General features: G+C 63.1%; 17 protein-coding genes. 11 read left to right on the top strand and 6 right to left on the bottom strand.

Going from position 1 to position 16,446, the window contains the following annotated elements; all coding sequences use genetic code 11:
• Window positions 1-40 precede the first annotated feature (40 nt).
• Complete coding sequence (locus B2J77_RS03425) at window positions 41-325, top strand: TfoX/Sxy family protein (RefSeq protein ID WP_058639177.1); 285 nt, start codon at window positions 41-43, stop codon at window positions 323-325.
• Between the two features lie 207 nt (window positions 326-532).
• Here B2J77_RS03425 and B2J77_RS03420 read toward each other — a convergent pair whose 3' ends face one another.
• From B2J77_RS03420 to B2J77_RS21260, 4 genes are read right to left on the bottom strand one after another with little or no spacing between them, the layout of a single operon-like run.
• Window positions 533-1,300: a heme ABC transporter ATP-binding protein gene (locus B2J77_RS03420; protein ID WP_058604738.1), complete on the bottom strand. Its 768-nt coding sequence runs from the start codon at window positions 1,298-1,300 to the stop codon at window positions 533-535.
• The gene (locus tag B2J77_RS03415) at window positions 1,300-2,283 is read right to left on the bottom strand and encodes a FecCD family ABC transporter permease (RefSeq protein WP_194286093.1); all 984 of its coding nucleotides are present in this window, start codon (window positions 2,281-2,283) and stop codon (window positions 1,300-1,302) included. Before B2J77_RS03415 ends, B2J77_RS03420 begins: the two co-directional genes overlap by 1 nt.
• 50 nt (window positions 2,284-2,333) lie before the next feature.
• Window positions 2,334-3,218, bottom strand: coding sequence for a heme/hemin ABC transporter substrate-binding protein (locus B2J77_RS03410; RefSeq protein ID WP_058639180.1), 885 nt, complete (start codon window positions 3,216-3,218; stop codon window positions 2,334-2,336).
• Window positions 3,215-3,370, bottom strand: a complete 156-nt coding sequence (locus tag B2J77_RS21260) for a hypothetical protein (protein ID WP_153302481.1) — start codon at window positions 3,368-3,370, stop codon at window positions 3,215-3,217. The genes B2J77_RS03410 and B2J77_RS21260 overlap by 4 nt, the downstream gene beginning before the upstream one ends.
• Here B2J77_RS21260 and B2J77_RS03405 point away from each other — a divergent pair.
• Complete coding sequence (locus tag B2J77_RS03405; protein ID WP_058604741.1) at window positions 3,369-3,686, top strand: Rieske (2Fe-2S) protein; 318 nt, start codon at window positions 3,369-3,371, stop codon at window positions 3,684-3,686. The two genes, B2J77_RS21260 and B2J77_RS03405, sit on opposite strands and share 2 nt — an antisense overlap.
• Here B2J77_RS03405 and sfsA read toward each other — a convergent pair.
• Both sfsA and B2J77_RS03395 read right to left on the bottom strand, forming a co-directional pair.
• Window positions 3,676-4,389 (bottom strand): DNA/RNA nuclease SfsA, encoded by a 714-nt coding sequence (gene sfsA, locus B2J77_RS03400; RefSeq protein WP_058639182.1) that lies wholly within the window; start codon window positions 4,387-4,389, stop codon window positions 3,676-3,678. The two genes, B2J77_RS03405 and sfsA, sit on opposite strands and share 11 nt — an antisense overlap.
• The gene (locus B2J77_RS03395) at window positions 4,389-5,561 is read right to left on the bottom strand and encodes a pyridoxal phosphate-dependent aminotransferase (RefSeq protein WP_058639183.1); all 1,173 of its coding nucleotides are present in this window, start codon (window positions 5,559-5,561) and stop codon (window positions 4,389-4,391) included. The genes sfsA and B2J77_RS03395 overlap by 1 nt, the downstream gene beginning before the upstream one ends.
• A 210-nt stretch (window positions 5,562-5,771) precedes the next feature.
• Here B2J77_RS03395 and dksA point away from each other — a divergent pair, with 210 nt between their 5' ends.
• The 9 genes from dksA to panC all read left to right on the top strand — a co-directional run bounded on the left by dksA (window position 5,772) and on the right by panC (window position 16,415).
• The gene (dksA, locus tag B2J77_RS03390; protein WP_023533176.1) at window positions 5,772-6,218 is read left to right on the top strand and encodes an RNA polymerase-binding protein DksA; all 447 of its coding nucleotides are present in this window, start codon (window positions 5,772-5,774) and stop codon (window positions 6,216-6,218) included.
• Window positions 6,219-6,281: 63 nt separating this feature from the next.
• The gene (gene gluQRS, locus B2J77_RS03385; protein ID WP_078477988.1) at window positions 6,282-7,169 is read left to right on the top strand and encodes a tRNA glutamyl-Q(34) synthetase GluQRS; all 888 of its coding nucleotides are present in this window, start codon (window positions 6,282-6,284) and stop codon (window positions 7,167-7,169) included.
• A 146-nt stretch (window positions 7,170-7,315) separates the two neighbouring features.
• Window positions 7,316-7,492, top strand: a complete 177-nt coding sequence (locus B2J77_RS21255) for a hypothetical protein (RefSeq protein WP_003250005.1) — start codon at window positions 7,316-7,318, stop codon at window positions 7,490-7,492.
• Window positions 7,476-10,451, top strand: a complete 2,976-nt coding sequence (locus tag B2J77_RS03380) for a sensor histidine kinase (RefSeq protein ID WP_194286092.1) — start codon at window positions 7,476-7,478, stop codon at window positions 10,449-10,451. The genes B2J77_RS21255 and B2J77_RS03380 overlap by 17 nt, the downstream gene beginning before the upstream one ends.
• Window positions 10,452-10,455: 4 nt before the next feature.
• A complete protein-coding gene (locus B2J77_RS03375; protein WP_078477986.1) occupies window positions 10,456-11,895 on the top strand; it encodes a sigma-54-dependent transcriptional regulator in 1,440 nt (479 codons plus the stop codon).
• A gap of 750 nt (window positions 11,896-12,645) precedes the next feature.
• Window positions 12,646-14,028 (top strand): polynucleotide adenylyltransferase PcnB, encoded by a 1,383-nt coding sequence (locus B2J77_RS03370; RefSeq protein ID WP_078477985.1) that lies wholly within the window; start codon window positions 12,646-12,648, stop codon window positions 14,026-14,028.
• Entirely contained in the window at window positions 14,025-14,504 is a 480-nt protein-coding gene (folK, locus tag B2J77_RS03365) for a 2-amino-4-hydroxy-6-hydroxymethyldihydropteridine diphosphokinase (protein WP_058604749.1), read from the top strand. Before B2J77_RS03370 ends, folK begins: the two co-directional genes overlap by 4 nt.
• A gap of 250 nt (window positions 14,505-14,754) precedes the next feature.
• A complete protein-coding gene (gene panB, locus B2J77_RS03360; protein ID WP_058639188.1) occupies window positions 14,755-15,555 on the top strand; it encodes a 3-methyl-2-oxobutanoate hydroxymethyltransferase in 801 nt (266 codons plus the stop codon).
• Window positions 15,552-16,415, top strand: a complete 864-nt coding sequence (panC, locus tag B2J77_RS03355) for a pantoate--beta-alanine ligase (protein WP_058639189.1) — start codon at window positions 15,552-15,554, stop codon at window positions 16,413-16,415. The genes panB and panC overlap by 4 nt, the downstream gene beginning before the upstream one ends.
• Window positions 16,416-16,446 lie beyond the last annotated feature (31 nt).

The raw sequence follows: 16,446 nt of genomic DNA, 5'->3' as shown, positions 1-16,446 counted from the left end.
ACGGCATCCGCTCTTTCCTCAACCATCGCAAGGAGGCGTGATGAGCGAGGATCTTTACTGCCTGAAAAACCTTGGCAAGACTTCAGTCCAGTGGCTGAAGGCTGCCGGGGTGCATAGCTCGTCGGATTTGCGGCGGCTTGGCGCAGTCCAGGCCTACCTGGCGGTGAAGGCTCGCGGCTTTCGCGCTACCAAGGTCCTGCTGTTCGCCATCGAGGGCGCCCTGCTGGATGTGAACTGGAGAGCGCTGCCGCATGCGCGCAAGGCGGCACTGCTCGAGCAGCTGGAATCCGCGACTCAGCGCGAGGCAAAAAATAAAGTGCAATAAGCTATTGACCCATGAATGAGAATCGTTATGATTATCACAACTGGTCGCAAGACTGGTTGGATAACCTCAGAGCCCTTGGTTCGGACTCTCAGATTATCTCCTCATCAGGCTAATCACGGTTATTGACCCGGCAATTTGCCGGGTCTTTTTTTGCCTGGCTGTTCAGGCGAATGTCCGACAGCTTCATGAACACATCCTGCTTCTATTTCAGCGGGCGATGACCAACGGATGCCCCCGCTCAGGATGCGCCTGCACGATGACGTCGATTCCGAAGACAGCCTTCAGCGCCTTTGGGGTGAGCACACTGGCAGGGCTGTCCAGGGCGTAACTGCGTCCCTGTTCCAGTAACAGGATCCGGTCGCAGTACCGTGCTGCAAGATTAAGGTCATGCAGAATGAGCAAAACGCCAGCGCCACGGTCCGCGAAACGACGCACCGCCTCCAGGGTCGTGTGTTGGTGCAGCGGGTCGAGCATGGAGGTCGGCTCGTCGAGCAACAACGTCACGCCCTCTTCGCCCGGCCACAACTGCGCCATCACCCGTGCCAGGTGCACCCGCTGGCGCTCGCCACCCGACAACGCCAAATAACTGCGTTGTGCAAGGTGGGTCGCGTCTGCCGCCTGCAATGCCGCCTCCACAATCTGCGCGTCACGCTGGCGCCCGGTGGCGTGTGGCATGCGCCCCATGCCCACGACGTCCTGCACCTGGAAGGCAAAGCCTAGGCTGGCCACCTGCGGCAACACCGCCAACCGTTGCGCGCGCTCGGGGCCGGCCCAGTCCGACAGCAGACGCCCTTGCAGCGTCACCCGCCCCTGCGCAGGCACGAGTTCGCCACTGAGCGCCCCCAGCAGGCTGCTCTTGCCCGCACCGTTAGGGCCCAACACACCGACGATCTGCCCAGGCGCCAGCTGCAGGTCGATACCTCGCAGAACGTCCTGTTTACCACGGCGCAGGTAGAGGCCTTCGGCTTGCAGCATCACGCGCGTCCTCGGATCAGCAGGTACAGGAAAAACGGTGCGCCAATGAAGGCAGTGACGATACCGATGGGAAGTTCGGCAGGCGCCAACAGCAGTCGCGCTAGCAGATCGGCCATCAGCAACAAAGCGCCCCCTGCCAACAACGAGGCAGGCAATACCACCCGATGATCAGGGCCGGCCAGCAGTCGCACCAAGTGCGGCACCACCAGGCCAACGAACCCGATCAAGCCGGCTGCAGCCACTGCCGCCCCGACGCCCAATGCCGTGCAGAACACCAACTCCCGCTTCAAGCACTCGACGTCGATACCCAGATGCCGGGCTTCGGACTCCCCCAGCATCAACACATTGAGCGCCCTCGCCCGGCGAGGCAGCCAGAGCGAGATGCCCGTCGCGACCAGCAGCAGAGGCCAGATCCGCGCGTAACTGGCGCCATTGAGGCTGCCCAGGTTCCAGAACGTCAGGGTGCGCAGGGTGGCGTCATCGGCCAGGTAGCTGAAAAGCCCCACGGTCGCGCCGCCCAGTGCGGTCATGGCAACCCCGGCCAGCAGCATGGTAGCCACATTGGTCTGCCCGTCGCGCCTGCCCAGCCGGTAGACCAGCGCGGTCACACCCAGCCCGCCGAGAAACGCACAAAGCGACAACAGATACGGTGACAAACCCTCGGGGACGTTACCCAGCCACCGAGCCCCAACGATCGCGACTGCCGCCCCAACCGCCGCACCGGCCGCCACGCCCACCAGCCCAGGGTCTGCCAGTGGGTTGCGAAACAACCCCTGCATGGCCACCCCGGACAAGGCCAGCACTGCGCCTACAGCCAGCCCCAGCAGCGTGCGCGGTAGGCGGATCTGGCCAATGATCATCTGCGCCTGCTGCAAACCCTCCGCTGAAAGCGGCACACCCACAAGCCGCAAGCTGGCCTGCAGCGTATCGGTCAACGGCAGGCTTACGGGCCCCAACGACAACGAAAGCAGGATGGCGAGCATGCATGCCAAGCCCAGCCAGATGAACAACGTGCGCGGTCGAACCCGTGGCCTCATGGCGCGAAGCGGATGTTGGCCGAAGGATAGAACGCTGCCGCCAGCACCTGAAGGCTGGCGGGCAAGCGCGGCCCCAGCCCTCCGACCAGCAGGGTCGGGTCGAGCTGAACCAGACGCTGATCGCGCACTGCACGCGAGGCGGCCAGTGCAGGGTTTTCTTTCAACAGGGCCTGCAAGGCGGCTTGATCGGCGAGCACGCGGTCCGAGAACACGATGACATCCGGGTCCAACGCCGCGAGCGCCTCGCTGGAAAAGTCCTTGTAGCCCTGATGGGTTGCAAGGTTACGTCCCCCGGCCTGCTTCAAGACCCAGTCCCCTGCCGTGCCGGCGCCTGCCAGCAGCGGCCTGGCCCCTGCATGACCTACCAGCAACACCACGCCGGGCGCGGGCTGCCCGGCTTGTGCCTGGCGTACCTTGTCGTGCAACTGGTCGAGCTGATGGCGAAAGTCTGCGGTCGCACGTGCAGCCTGTGCCTGGGCCCCCAACAGCTCGCCCAGGCGCTTGAGGTTCTGCCCCACGGCATCGATATCGGGCTGGCTGGAGAACACCTCGACGGGCACGCCGGCCCTGGTGATTTGCGCCAGCACCGGCGCTGGGCCCATTTCATCCGTACCTATCAACCTATCCGGGCGCAGGCTCAGAATGCCTTCAGCGGACAACTGGCGCTGATAACCAATGCTGGGCAGCGCTTTCAATGAGGCTGGATGTTGGCTGGTGGTATCGACGCCGACCAGCCGCGGCTCAGCGCCCAACGCCACCACCCACTCGCTCAAGGCGCCGCCCGCACTGACCCAACGGCTCGGCTGGTCGGCTGCCAGGGCCTTGGCGCAGAGCAGTGGGCTGGCGGCGAGAACAAGCACGGCGGCAAGGCGACGCATCATTGGATTTCCTTCATCGGTTTGGCCCCCACACCTTGTAGCGGGCGGCAGAACTGCGCACCATGCAAAGCCAGGCGCAGCGAATGACAGCCATTTGATAATTGTTCGCATTGACGCGTCAAGTCGATCACCGCACCCAGAGTCAGGCCCGCCATGCACTTTCTTTGCCCCTCCCACGGCTTGCCCGAAGGCCAGAGCCGCCCGTTCGACGTAGACGGCGTCCTCCTGCTGGGCGTTCGCCGCCAAGGTAGCGTTTATCTCTACCGCAACCGCTGCCCGCACCGTGGCATTGCCTTGAACGGGCCGCAGGAACGTTTTCTGGACGACAGCAACAGCCTTATTCACTGTAGCCACCACGGTGCGCTGTTTCTGATCGAAACGGGCGAATGTGTGTCCGGGCCTTGCGAAGGCGAGGCGTTGCAGGCCCTGGACTGCCTCGAAGACAGCCAGGGCATCTGGCTCAAGGCGTAAGGATCACCGGCAGGCGCCGGTCAATGACGATGCCCTCGGCATCCAGCCGGGTCCCATAGGCCAGCACTTCGACCCCCTCGGCCGCCGCAGCCTTCAGGGCCTGGGCATAGGCCAGGTCGATGTCATCGGCCGGTCGCACGGCCTCTATACCCGTCAGGTTGACGCAATACAGCTGAACCGCCCGTATGCCCTGGCGCGCCAGCTTGGCCAGCTCGCGCAGGTGCTTGGCACCGCGCTGGGTGACGGCGTCCGGAAACGCTGCCGTGGTGCTGTCGGCGTAACCCAGGGTCACGCTTTTGACTTCCACATAAGCCGGTGCACCGTCGAATTCCAGACGAAAATCGATACGACTGCCTTCTTCACCGTAGGCCACCTCCCGCTTGAGTGCAGTGAAACCTGCCAGCTCGGTGATGATCCCCGCACGCAGCGCCTCCTCCACCAATGGGTTGGCGCGCCCGGTGTTGACGCAGGCCAGCCTCCCTTGTGGGGTTTCGCTGATTTCCCAGGTGCCTGGCAGCTTGCGTTTCGGGTCGCTGGAGCGACTGAACCACACCAGGCCACCCTCGTGCATGCAATTGAGCATGGAGCCGGTGTTGGGGCAATGAATCGTCAGTTGCTCGCCAGTGGGCAGTTCGATGTCGGCCAGAAAGCGCTTGTACCGGCGCAGCAGCCGACCTTGTTCAAGGGCAGGAGAAAAACGCATCAGCCCTGCCAGCTCTGCAGGCCACGGGCGATACGCTGGACCGCTTGTTCCAGACGCGGGAGGCTCTGGGTGTAGGCGAAACGTACATGATGGCCGGCCAGGTGGCGACCGAAGTCCAGCCCCGGGGTAAACGCCACGTGTTCGGTTTCCAGGAAATGTCGGCAGAACGCGAAGGCATCCCCCCCGAAGGCGCTGATATCGGCATACAGGTAAAACGCGCCCTGGGGCTCTACGGCGATTTTGAAACCCAGGCTGCGCAGGGCTGGCAGCAGGTAGTCACGGCGTTTGGCAAATTCCGCACGACGCGCCTCGAAGATCCCGAGCGCCTCCGGCTGGAAGCAGGCCAGCGCGGCGTGCTGGGCCATGCTAGGTGCGCTGATGTAGAGGTTTTGCGCCAGTTTCTCAAGGTCAGCCACGGCATCTTCGGGTGCCACCAACCAACCCAGGCGCCAGCCGGTCATGCCGAAATATTTGGAAAAGCTATTTAGTACGAAGGCCGAATCGTCGACTTCGAGCACGCTGGGCGCGTCCATGCCATAGGTCAGGCCGTGGTAGATCTCGTCCACAACCAGATGACCGGCGCGGGCGCGCGTGGCTTGGGCAAGGCTGGCCAGCTCATCACGCCCCAGTACAGTCCCCGTCGGGTTGGCAGGTGAAGCCACCAGAGCGCCGACCGTATCGGCGTTCCAGTGTGCGTGCACCAGCCCTGCATCGAGCTGATAGTTCACCTCAGGCCCTACCGGCACCAACTGCGCCCCACCCTCGACCAAGCGCAGAAAGTGGCGATTGCACGGGTAGCCCGGGTCGGCCAGCAGCCAATGTTTGCCGGGATCGACCAGCAGGCTGCTGGCCAGCAGCAGCGCACCGGAGCCACCTGGCGTGATCAGGATGCGCTCCGGGTCAACGTCAAGACCATAGCGCTGGCCATAGAAACCGGCGATTGCCTGGCGCAGTGCAGGCAGACCGCGGGCGGCTGTGTACCGGGTGTGGCCTTCGGCAAGGGCGGCCTGCCCTGCGGCGACGATGGGCGCTGCCGTGGTGAAGTCCGGCTCGCCGATCTCGAGGTGGATCACGTCATGCCCGGCTGCCTGCAGCTCATTGGCACGCGCCAGCAGCGCCATGACATGGAAGGGTTCGATGGCGCGGCTGCGCGCACTGTAGGGTTGGGCCATGTCCTTCTCTCAATCGGGTCTAAACTTTGGATTCTACCCTTGCATGCAATCGAACGTATGGTTTGCGCCGGTGTCAGTAAGCAGGATCGGGCGGGCTAGCGCACCCCCGATCTATCTGGTAAGTTCGGCGGCTCGCAGTCGCAGGGCCGGCGGTCGCCGGAGATGGAGCATCCTGCGCATAGGATCAGATGAGTGAGAGGCGGTCTATTCATGTCCACCGTAGAAAAGCAAAAAACCGGTCAAACCATGTACGGTGTCGAGCCCTATCAAGAGACCAAGGGCGAAGAATACATGGGTGAGCCCATGAAGAAGCACTTCACCAAGCTTCTCAATGCCTGGAAAGGCGAGCTCATGCAGAGCGTGGACCGCACCGTGGACCACATGAAGGACGAAGCGGCGAACTTCCCCGACCCGGCCGACCGTGCCAGCCAGGAAGAAGAATTCGCCCTCGAGCTGCGTAACCGCGACCGCGAGCGCAAGCTGATCAAGAAAATCGACAAGACCCTGCAGAAGATTCAGGACGAAGAATACGGCTGGTGCGATTCCTGCGGTATCGAGATCGGCCTGCGCCGTCTGGAAGCCCGTCCGACCGCTGACCTGTGCTTCGACTGCAAGGAAATTGCCGAGAAGAAAGAAAAGACCGTCGGCAAAGGCTGATCGTCTTCTTCTCCAGCCGGGGCGCATCATGCGCCCCGCTTCATTTATGTACCCTGCCCGACCATGACCCAGTCCCGTTACACCGGCCGCTTCGCCCCCACCCCCAGCGGTTTCCTGCACTTCGGCTCCCTGGTAGCCGCCCTGGCTTCCTGGCTGGACGCCCGAGCCGTGGACGGGCGTTGGCAGCTGCGCATGGAGGACACCGACCCGCCACGGGAAATGCCCGGCGCGCGCGATGCCATCTTGCAAACCCTGGAACGCTACGGTCTGGAATGGGATGGCGAAGTGGCCTTTCAGAGCCAGCGCTTTGATGCCTATGCCAGCGTGGTCGACCGCCTGTTCAACATGGGCCTGGCCTACGCCTGCACCTGTTCGCGCAAGCAGCTGGAAGCATACGGCGGTATCTACCCCGGTTTTTGTCGCAATGCCGGGCACGCCCGCGAAGGTGCGGCCATTCGTATCCGGGTGCCGGAGCTGACCTACCGTTTCACCGACCGGGTGCAAGGTGAGTACCAGCAGCACCTGGGCCGGGAAGTGGGCGACTTCGTCATCCAGCGCCGTGACGGGCTTTATGCCTATCAGTTGGCAGTGGTGCTCGATGACGCCTGGCAGGGCATCACCGACATCGTGCGCGGTGCCGACCTGCTCGACAACACCCCCCGTCAGTTGTACCTGCAGGAGCTGCTGGGTTTCACGCAGCCGCGCTATCTGCATGTGCCGCTGATCGTCCAGCCTGATGGCCACAAGCTGGGCAAGTCCTACCGCTCGCCGCCCCTGCAGGCCGACCAGGCTACCCCGCTGCTGCTGCGGGCGCTCAGGGCACTGGGCCAGGACACGCCCGCGCAGCTCGCAAGCGCCACCCCAGCCCAAGTACTGGCCGTGGCACGTGCCCAGTGGCGGCCCGAACGCATTGCCCAGCGCACCACGGTCCCTGAGGCCGACTTGCACTAGGCCGGGTTTCAATAACCCGCCCGCCTGAATCAAAAGGCCATGAAATTCAAACCCTTGGCCAACGCTGCCGATTCCCGCTAGCATCCGCCACGCCATATGCGCCAATAATAGATCCACACCCGCAGCGCCCAACCGTCGAGGCCCGCATGTACATCTATCGTTTGGTCCTGCTTCTGGTCGTGGGGATCTACCTGTTCTCCCCGGCCATCATGGACTGGTGGATCGAGCCCACCGGAGCCTGGTACCGCCCGTACCTGCTCTGGCTCATCCTGATCGTCGTCACTTTCATCCTGCAGAGCCAACGAGATGCCGATGAGCTTTAGCCTGACCCAGATGATCCTGATCAGTGCCGGCTACCTGCTGGTGCTGTTCGGCGTGGCCTGGGTCAGCGAACGCGGCTTGATACCGCGCTCGATCATCCGCCACCCCCTGACCTACACCTTGTCGCTGGGGGTCTATGCCAGCGCCTGGGCGTTTTACGGATCGGTGGGGCTGGCCTACCAGTACGGCTATGGCTTCCTGGCCTGTTACCTGGGGGTTTCAGGGGCATTCCTGTTGGCGCCGGTGTTGCTGTATCCGATCCTTAAAATCACCCGTACCTACCAGTTATCGTCCCTAGCCGACCTGCTGGCCTTCCGCTTTCGCAGCACCTGGGCCGGGGCGCTGACCACGGTGATCATGCTGATCGGGGTATTGCCGCTGCTTGCTCTGCAGATCCAGGCCGTGGCCGATTCCATCAGCATCCTCACCGGGGAGCCGGTCAAGGCCCGGGTAGCGTTCGCTTTCTGTGCCCTTATCATCCTGTTCACCATCTTCTTCGGCTCAAGGCACATCGCCACCCGTGAGAAGCACGAGGGGCTGGTCTTCGCCATCGCCTTCGAGTCGGTGATCAAGCTCATCTCCCTGGGTGGCATCGGCCTTTATGCGCTGTATGGTGTCTTCGGCGGGCCCCATGGCCTGGAGGTCTGGCTGCTGCAGAACCAGACGGCGCTGGCGGCCCTGCACACGCCTTTGCAGGAGGGCCCGTGGCGCACCTTGCTGCTGGTGTTCTTCGCCTCGGCGATCGTCATGCCGCACATGTACCACATGGCGTTCACCGAAAACCTCAACCCGCGTTCGCTGGTCAGCGCCAGCTGGGGGCTGCCGCTGTTTCTGCTGCTGATGAGCCTGGCCGTGCCCCTGGTGCTATGGGCCGGCTTGCGCCTGGGCGCCAGTACCAACCCGGAATACTTCACCCTGGGGCTGGGCATCGCGGCCAACAACCAGGCATTGGCCCTGCTGGCCTATGTCGGGGGGCTTTCGGCAGCCAGCGGGCTGATCATCGTGACCACCCTCGCCCTCTCGGGCATGGCGCTCAATCACCTGGTCCTGCCCCTGTACCAGCCGCCTGCAGAGGGCAACATCTACCGCTGGCTGAAGTGGACGCGCCGGGCCTTGATCGTGGCCATCATCACCGCCGGTTTCATGTTCTACCTCACCCAGAGCAACCACCAGAGCCTGGCCAACCTGGGCATCGTCGCGTTCGTGGCCACCTTGCAGTTCCTGCCGGGGGTCCTGTCGGTGCTGTACTGGCCCACGGCGAATCGGCGGGGGTTCATTGCCGGCCTGGTGGCAGGCACCCTGGTGTGGATGGGCACCATGCTGCTGCCACTACTGGGTAACCTGCAGGGTTTCTACATCCCCTCGCTGGACATGATCTACGTACTGGACGACACCAGCTGGCACATGGCAGCCATTGCATCGCTGGCCGCCAACGTGCTGCTGTTCACCTTGATTTCCCTGTTCACCAATGCCAGCAACGAGGAGGTGGCCGCCGCCGAAGCCTGCGCCGTCGACAACGTCCGCCGCCCCCAGCGCCGCGAACTGCATGCGGCCTCGCCGCAGGAGTTCGCCACCCAACTGGCCAAGCCACTGGGCGCCAAGGCCGCACAGAAGGAAGTGGAGCAAGCCCTGCGCGACCTGTACCTGCCCTTCGACGAGCGGCGCCCCTACGCCCTGCGTCGGCTGCGCGACCGCATCGAGGCCAACCTCTCCGGCCTGATGGGCCCAAGCGTGGCCCAGGACATGGTGGAGACCTTCCTGCCTTACAAGTCGGGCAATGAAAACTATGTGACTGAAGACATCCACTTCATCGAAAGCCGGCTGGAGGACTACCACTCGCGCCTGACCGGCCTGGCTGCCGAACTCGACGCCTTGCGCCGCTATCACCGCCAAACGCTTCAGGAGCTGCCGATGGGTGTATGCTCCCTGGCCAAGGACCAGGAAATCCTCATGTGGAACAAGGCCATGGAAGAGCTGACCGGCATTGCTGCCAAGCACGTGGTCGGTTCGCGCCTGATCACCATTGCCGAACCCTGGCGTGGCCTGCTGCAAGGCTTCATCAATGTGCCGGATGAACACTTGCACAAACAGCGCCTGGCCCTGGACGGCCAGCCGCGCTGGCTGAACCTGCACAAGGCCGCCATCGACGAACCGCTGGCCCCAGGCAACAGTGGCCTGGTGCTACTGGTGGAAGACCTGACCGAAAACCAGGCCCTGGAAGAGAAGCTGGTGCACTCTGAACGCCTGGCGAGCATCGGCCGCCTGGCGGCGGGTGTGGCCCACGAGATCGGCAACCCGATCACCGGCATCGCCTGCCTTGCGCAGAACCTGCGCGAGGAGCGCGAAGGCGATGGGGAAATCATCGAGCTGTCCAGCCAGATCCTCGAACAGACCAAGCGGGTGTCGCGCATCGTGCAATCGCTGATGAGCTTTGCCCACGCAGGCGGCAGCCATCAGAACAGTGAAGAGCCCGTGTGCCTGGCAGAAGTGGCCCAGGATGCCATTGGCCTGCTGGCCTTGAATCGGCGTAACTTCGACGTGCAGTTCTTCAACCTGTGCGACCCCGACCACTGGGCAGAGGGTGACCCGCAACGCCTGGCCCAGGTGCTGATCAATCTGCTGTCCAACGCGCGGGACGCGTCTCCACCCGGCAGCGCGATTCGCGTGCGCACCGTGGGCTGCGAGCACACGGTCGACCTGATCGTGGAGGACGAGGGCAGCGGCATTCCGAAGAACATCATGGATCGCCTGTTCGAACCCTTCTTCACCACCAAGGACCCTGGCGAGGGAACCGGGCTGGGCCTTGCGCTGGTCTATTCCATCGTGGAGGAGCATTATGGACAAATCACCATCGACAGCCCGGCCGATATCGAACGGCAACGTGGCACCCGGATCCGCGTGACCCTGCCCCGGCATGTCGTAGCGACGTCCCCTGAAAATCGAGACCGTCGAGAGAATTGAATCAATGCCGCATATTCTGATCGTCGAAGACGAAACCATCATCCGCTCGGCCCTGCGACGCCTGCTCGAACGGAACCAGTACCAAGTCAGCGAAGCCGGCTCGGTGCAGGAAGCACAGGAACGCTTCAGCATTGCGACCTTCGACCTGATCGTCAGCGACCTGCGCCTGCCTGGCGCCCCCGGTACCGAGCTGATCAAGCTCGGCGAGGGTAGGCCGGTGCTGATCATGACCAGCTACGCAAGCCTGCGCTCGGCCGTGGACTCGATGAAAATGGGTGCGGTCGACTACATCGCCAAACCGTTCGATCATGATGAAATGCTCCAGGCCGTTGCGCGCATCCTGCGTGATCGACCAAGCGCGCCACCTGCAGCCCCTGAGCCACGCCTGGCCTCCTCCAAGGCTGCCCCGGGGGACAAAGGCAACGCACCGGCGACCAATGGGGATATCGGCATCATCGGTTCCTGCGCCCCCATGCAGGACATGTTCAGCAAGATCCGCAAGGTCGCCCCTACCGACTCCAATGTGCTGATCCAGGGTGAGTCAGGTACCGGCAAGGAACTGGTCGCCCGTGCGCTGCATAACCTGTCGCGACGGGCCAAGGCACCGATGATCTCGGTCAACTGCGCAGCGATTCCCGAGACGCTCATCGAGTCCGAGCTGTTCGGTCATGAAAAGGGCGCCTTTACCGGTGCCAGCGCAGGTCGGGCTGGGCTGGTGGAGGCCGCTGACGGCGGCACCCTGTTCCTTGACGAGATCGGCGAACTCCCGCTCGAAGCCCAGGCGCGCCTGTTGCGCGTGCTTCAGGAAGGCGAGATTCGGCGGGTGGGTTCGGTGCAGTCGCAAAAGGTCGACGTGCGCCTGATCGCGGCCACTCACCGGGACCTGAAAAACCTGGCCAAGGCCGGTCAGTTCCGTGAAGACTTGTACTACCGCTTGCATGTGATCGCGCTGAAGCTACCTGCCCTGCGCGAGCGCGGCAGCGATGTGAACGAAATCGCCAGTGCCTTCCTGGCCCGCCAGTGCGCGCGGATCGGGCGTGACGACCTGCACTTCTCACCCGAAGCAGAGCAGGCCATTCGTCATTACAGCTGGCCCGGCAACGTGCGAGAACTGGAAAATGCCGTGGAACGCGCAGTCATCCTGAGCGAAAGCCCGGAAATTTCGGCGGAGCTGTTGGGCATCGACATCGAGCTCAGCGATCTGGACGAGGACGAGCTGCTCGACAGTGCGCTGACCGGAGCCAGTGCCGCCACGGCCAGTCATGAGCCGACCGAAGATTTGTCGCTGGAGGACTACTTCCAGCATTTCGTGCTCGAGCACCAGGACCACATGACCGAGACCGAGCTGGCACGCAAGCTGGGCGTCAGTCGCAAGTGCCTTTGGGAGCGCAGGCAGCGCCTGGGCATTCCACGCCGCAAAAGCAACGCCACCAGCGAGAACTGATTCGACCGGGCAGGAGGCGTCTCCTGCCCGTCTTCGGTCACCCTGCAAGGTTCTTCCCCGTAACGGGACCTCAGGCTGATTCCCCCGCATCCCCCCGCCGCAAAAAACTGTTACCTGCCTGCAGGTGCGTAACAGTTGCCGAGGTAAACGGTAACGAAAAACACGCCGCGCACTTGGCATGCTTCCCTGGAAAAATAGCCAAACCCCCGGATTTGCTGGGCCAGCCAAAGTTGGCACGCCTTCTGCTATATGCTTAGTACAAAAACAATAACAAGCACTGCAACCCACAATAAGAACAAGACGAAACGACTCACGCACAATAAGAACAAGACGGCGGAGGCGCAGCTAACTGATTCTTTTGGAGAGGATGCATGTTTGGGGCTTGCCCCACACCCAGGCAGAGAACAACAAAAACTGCACTATAAAGCAGCACCTGAACTGGATGGATCGACGATCAACGTGACATCAGCGGCCAAAGCAATCCGTTTGCTCTTTACCCCTGGTTTGGGGGTCGTCCACAAGCTTCACGCTTAGTGGCAGGGCACTCAACAAAAACAAGAAGCCCGCAAAAAAACAATAAGAGCACATGCAACGACTTCTTGGGGAGCTTAGGCTCCCCTTGTCGTTTCTGCCTTTGGGCAGGCATTCTGCGACCGCCTACACCATCCCGCGAGTAAATGCTAGAATCCCCGCCCATCATGCGGCCATTCTCATATTCTTGGCCGAACATTCCTTCAAACAGTGCATCCCATGCTGAAGAAGCTGTTCCAGTCGTTCCGCCCGCCCGTACCGGGCCAGCACCACCGGCGCACTACGCCCGAGGTGATCAACAAAAGCCAGCATTCGCTGCAGCGCCACCAGTTCACCCGCCATGCGGTGAACATCGTCGAGCGCCTGCAGAGCGCCGGTTACCAGGCTTATCTGGTCGGTGGCTGTGTCCGCGACCTGATGCTGGGCATCACGCCGAAAGACTTCGACGTGGCCACCAGCGCCACCCCCGAACAGGTGCGTGCCGAGTTCCGTAACGCGCGTATCATCGGCCGCCGCTTCAAGCTGGTTCACGTGCATTTCGGCCGTGAAATCATTGAAGTCGCCACCTTCCGCGCCCCTCACTCCGAGGACGATCAGGGCGACAGCCACCGCTCGTCCCATAATGCCAGCGGGCGAATCCTGCGCGACAACGTGTATGGCACCTTGGAAGAAGACGCGCAGCGCCGCGACTTCACCATCAACGCGCTGTACTACGATCCGGTGAGCGAGCGCATTCTCGATTACGCCAACGGCGTGCACGATGTGCGCAATCGCCTGTTGCGCCTGATCGGCGATCCTACCCATCGCTATCAGGAAGACCCCGTGCGCATGCTGCGTGCGGTGCGTTTCGCAGCCAAGCTCGACTTCGGTATCGAAAAGCACACCGTCCAGCCGATTCGCGAACTGGCGCCGTTGCTGCGTGAAATACCGCCGGCGCGGCTGTTCGAAGAGAGCCTGAAGCTGTTCCTTTCGGGCCAGGGCGCCATGGCGTTCGAAATGCTGGTCGACCTGCAGCTGTTCGAACCCCTGTTCCCCGCCAGTGCCCAGGCGCTGGAGGACCGCCCCACCTATACCCACACGCTGATCAGCCAGGCGTTGAGCAATACGGACCTGCGCGTCAAGCAAGGCAAGCCGGTAACGCCTGCCTTCATGTTCGCAGCCCTGCTGTGGCCTGCCCTGCCAGCGCGCGTTCTGCACCTGCAGAACCAGGGGGTGCCGCCGATTCCGGCCATGAACGGTGCAGCCCATGACCTGATCGCCGAGCAGTGCGCACGCATTGCCATTCCCAAGCGCTTCACCCTGCCGATCCGCGAGATCTGGGACATGCAGGAACGCCTGCCGCGCCGCAGCGGTAAACGCGCCGACATGCTGCTGGACAACCCACGCTTCCGTGCCGGTTACGATTTCCTGCTGCTGCGCGAAAGCGCTGGCGAAGAAACCGATGACCTTGGTCAGTGGTGGACCGAGTATCAGGAAGCCAATGACAGCGAGCGCCGCGACATGATCCGCGACCTGGGCAGCCGTGATGAAGGCGGTGCGTCCCGCAAGCGCAAGCGCAGCAACAGCAAGCGCAAGCGCGGTGGTGAAGAGGCCTTCGAGTGAGCATCCGCGTGTACGTCGGCCTGGGCAGCAATCTGGATGCCCCGGCCGAGCAGTTGCGCAGCGCGCTGGACGCACTCGATCAGGTCCAGGCGACGCGTCTGGTGGCCGCTTCGGCGCTGTACACCAGCGATTCGCTACTGCCGGGCCAGCCCCGCTACACCAATGCCGTCGCCGCGCTCGACAGCGCCTTGGCGCCCCTTGACCTGCTCGATGCCTTGCAGGCCATCGAAAACGACCAGGGCCGGGTGCGCAAGGAACGCTGGGGGCCCCGTACCCTCGACCTGGACATTCTGCTGTACGGCGACCAGGTGCTGGACCTGCCGCGCCTGCAGGTACCGCACTATCACATGCATGCCAGGCCCTTCGTGCTCTATCCGCTGGCCGAACTGGTCCCTGCAGACTTCCGGCTTGCCGATGGCCGCCAATTGTCCCAACTGCTCGCCGCTTGCCCATACATTGGCCTCGAACGCCTGTAATCGGCCGTTCGTTAGGGCAGTAACGCCAGCAACAACCTCATCGTAACAATGCGGTAACAGGGTGATTGACTTCCCTCATTTCGCTCACGACTATAGGCGACCCGCGTGGCACCCCTGTGTTGCGCCCCCCTATCGAGGCCCGGACGGACCTGTGCCAGAACATCACGCGCGATGATGTGCCGCTGCGGAAGATGACTACTCAGGTTGCATGCAGTCGTTTCCCCTGGCGCCAGAATGAGGAACTCTCTACATGCCTGAAGTAACCCTTTCCACCCTCAATGGCCTGAAGGCCAAGGGTGAAAAAATCGCCATGCTGACCTGTTATGACGCGACGTTCGCCAAGGCAGCCAGCCAGGCCGGCGTCGACGTCCTGCTGGTGGGCGACTCCTTGGGCATGGTCTTGCAAGGCCATGACAGCACCTTGCCGGTCACCACGGCAGACATGGCCTACCACACCGCCTCGGTCAAGCGCGGCAATCACGGCGCGTTGATTCTCGCCGACCTGCCGTTCATGGCCCACGCCACCCCCGAATCAGCCTTCGCCAACAGCGCGGCGCTGATGCAGGCAGGCGCCCACATGGTCAAGATCGAAGGTGCAGCCTGGTTGGCCGAGACCATCCGGCTGCTGGCCGAGCGTGGGGTGCCTGTGTGCGCCCACCTGGGCTTGACGCCTCAGACCGTAAATGTGCTCGGCGGCTATAAGGTACAAGGTCGCCTGGAGGCACAAGCCCGGCAGATGCAGGCCGATGCCATCGCGCTTGAAGCCGCAGGCGCTGCCATGCTGCTGCTCGAATGCGTGCCCAGCGAACTGGCCGCAGCGATCACCCAGGCCGTGCGCATCCCGGTCATCGGCATCGGCGCCGGCAGCGCCACCGATGGCCAGGTACTGGTGCTGCATGACATGCTCGGCCTGTCCCTCAGCGGCCGGGTACCCAAGTTCGTGAAAAACTTCATGGACGGCCAGCCTGACATCGCCAGCGCCCTCGCCGCTTATGTCCAGGCCGTCAAGCAAGTCACGTTCCCCGCCAGTGAACACGGGTTCAGCGCATGAATACAGTCAAGACCGTGCCGGAGCTGCGCGCCGCCGTAGCCCGCGCCCGCAGCGAAGGCAAGCGCATCGGCTTCGTGCCCACCATGGGCAACCTGCACAGCGGCCATGCGGCCCTGGTGGTAAAGGCTGCGCAATGCGCCGACTTCGTGGTTGCCAGCATCTTCGTCAACCCGCTGCAGTTCGGGGCCAATGAAGACCTGGACAAATACCCCCGCACGTTGGCAGCCGACCAGCAACTGCTGGTCGAATCGGGCTGCAACCTGCTGTTTGCCCCTGCCGTGGACGAAATGTATCCGGACGGGATGAGCGTGCAGACGCGGGTCAGCGTGCCCAACCTGTCAGAAGGGTTGTGCGGCGCCAGTCGGCCAGGGCACTTCGAAGGCGTGGCCACCGTGGTCAGCAAGCTGTTCAACATGGTGCAGCCTGATCTCGCGGTCTTTGGCGAAAAGGACTATCAGCAGCTGGCAGTCATTCGCGCCATGGTGCGCGACCTGAACATGCCCATCCAGGTGATGGGGCTGCCTACAGTGCGCGCCGCAGACGGCTTGGCACTGTCTTCGCGCAACGGCTACCTCACCGCCGAGCAGCGGGCAACGGCGCCTGTGCTGTATCGCGTGCTCCAGACGATGGCAGCTGCCATCGCCCGTGGCCAAAAGGACTTCGCCGCGCTGGTGGCCGACGGCCAGGCCCAATTGAGCGCAGCCGGTCTGCGCCCCGATTACCTGGAAGTTCGACATGCCCTGACCCTGCGCCCGGCCATGGTCGATGACCGAGACCTGGTGGTCATCGCGGCGGCTTACCTGGGCAACACCCGCCTGATCGACAACCTGTACGTGCAGGTGCAGGACAAGACGGCCTGAACGGCCTGGGGTGCCTAGGCACCCCATCTAC

It is taken from the genome of Pseudomonas parafulva (assembly GCF_002021815.1).
Classification (GTDB): domain Bacteria; phylum Pseudomonadota; class Gammaproteobacteria; order Pseudomonadales; family Pseudomonadaceae; genus Aquipseudomonas; species Aquipseudomonas parafulva_B.
The sequence above is the reverse complement of the archived record's forward strand: the minus strand, read 5'-3'. Positions and strand labels throughout refer to the sequence as shown.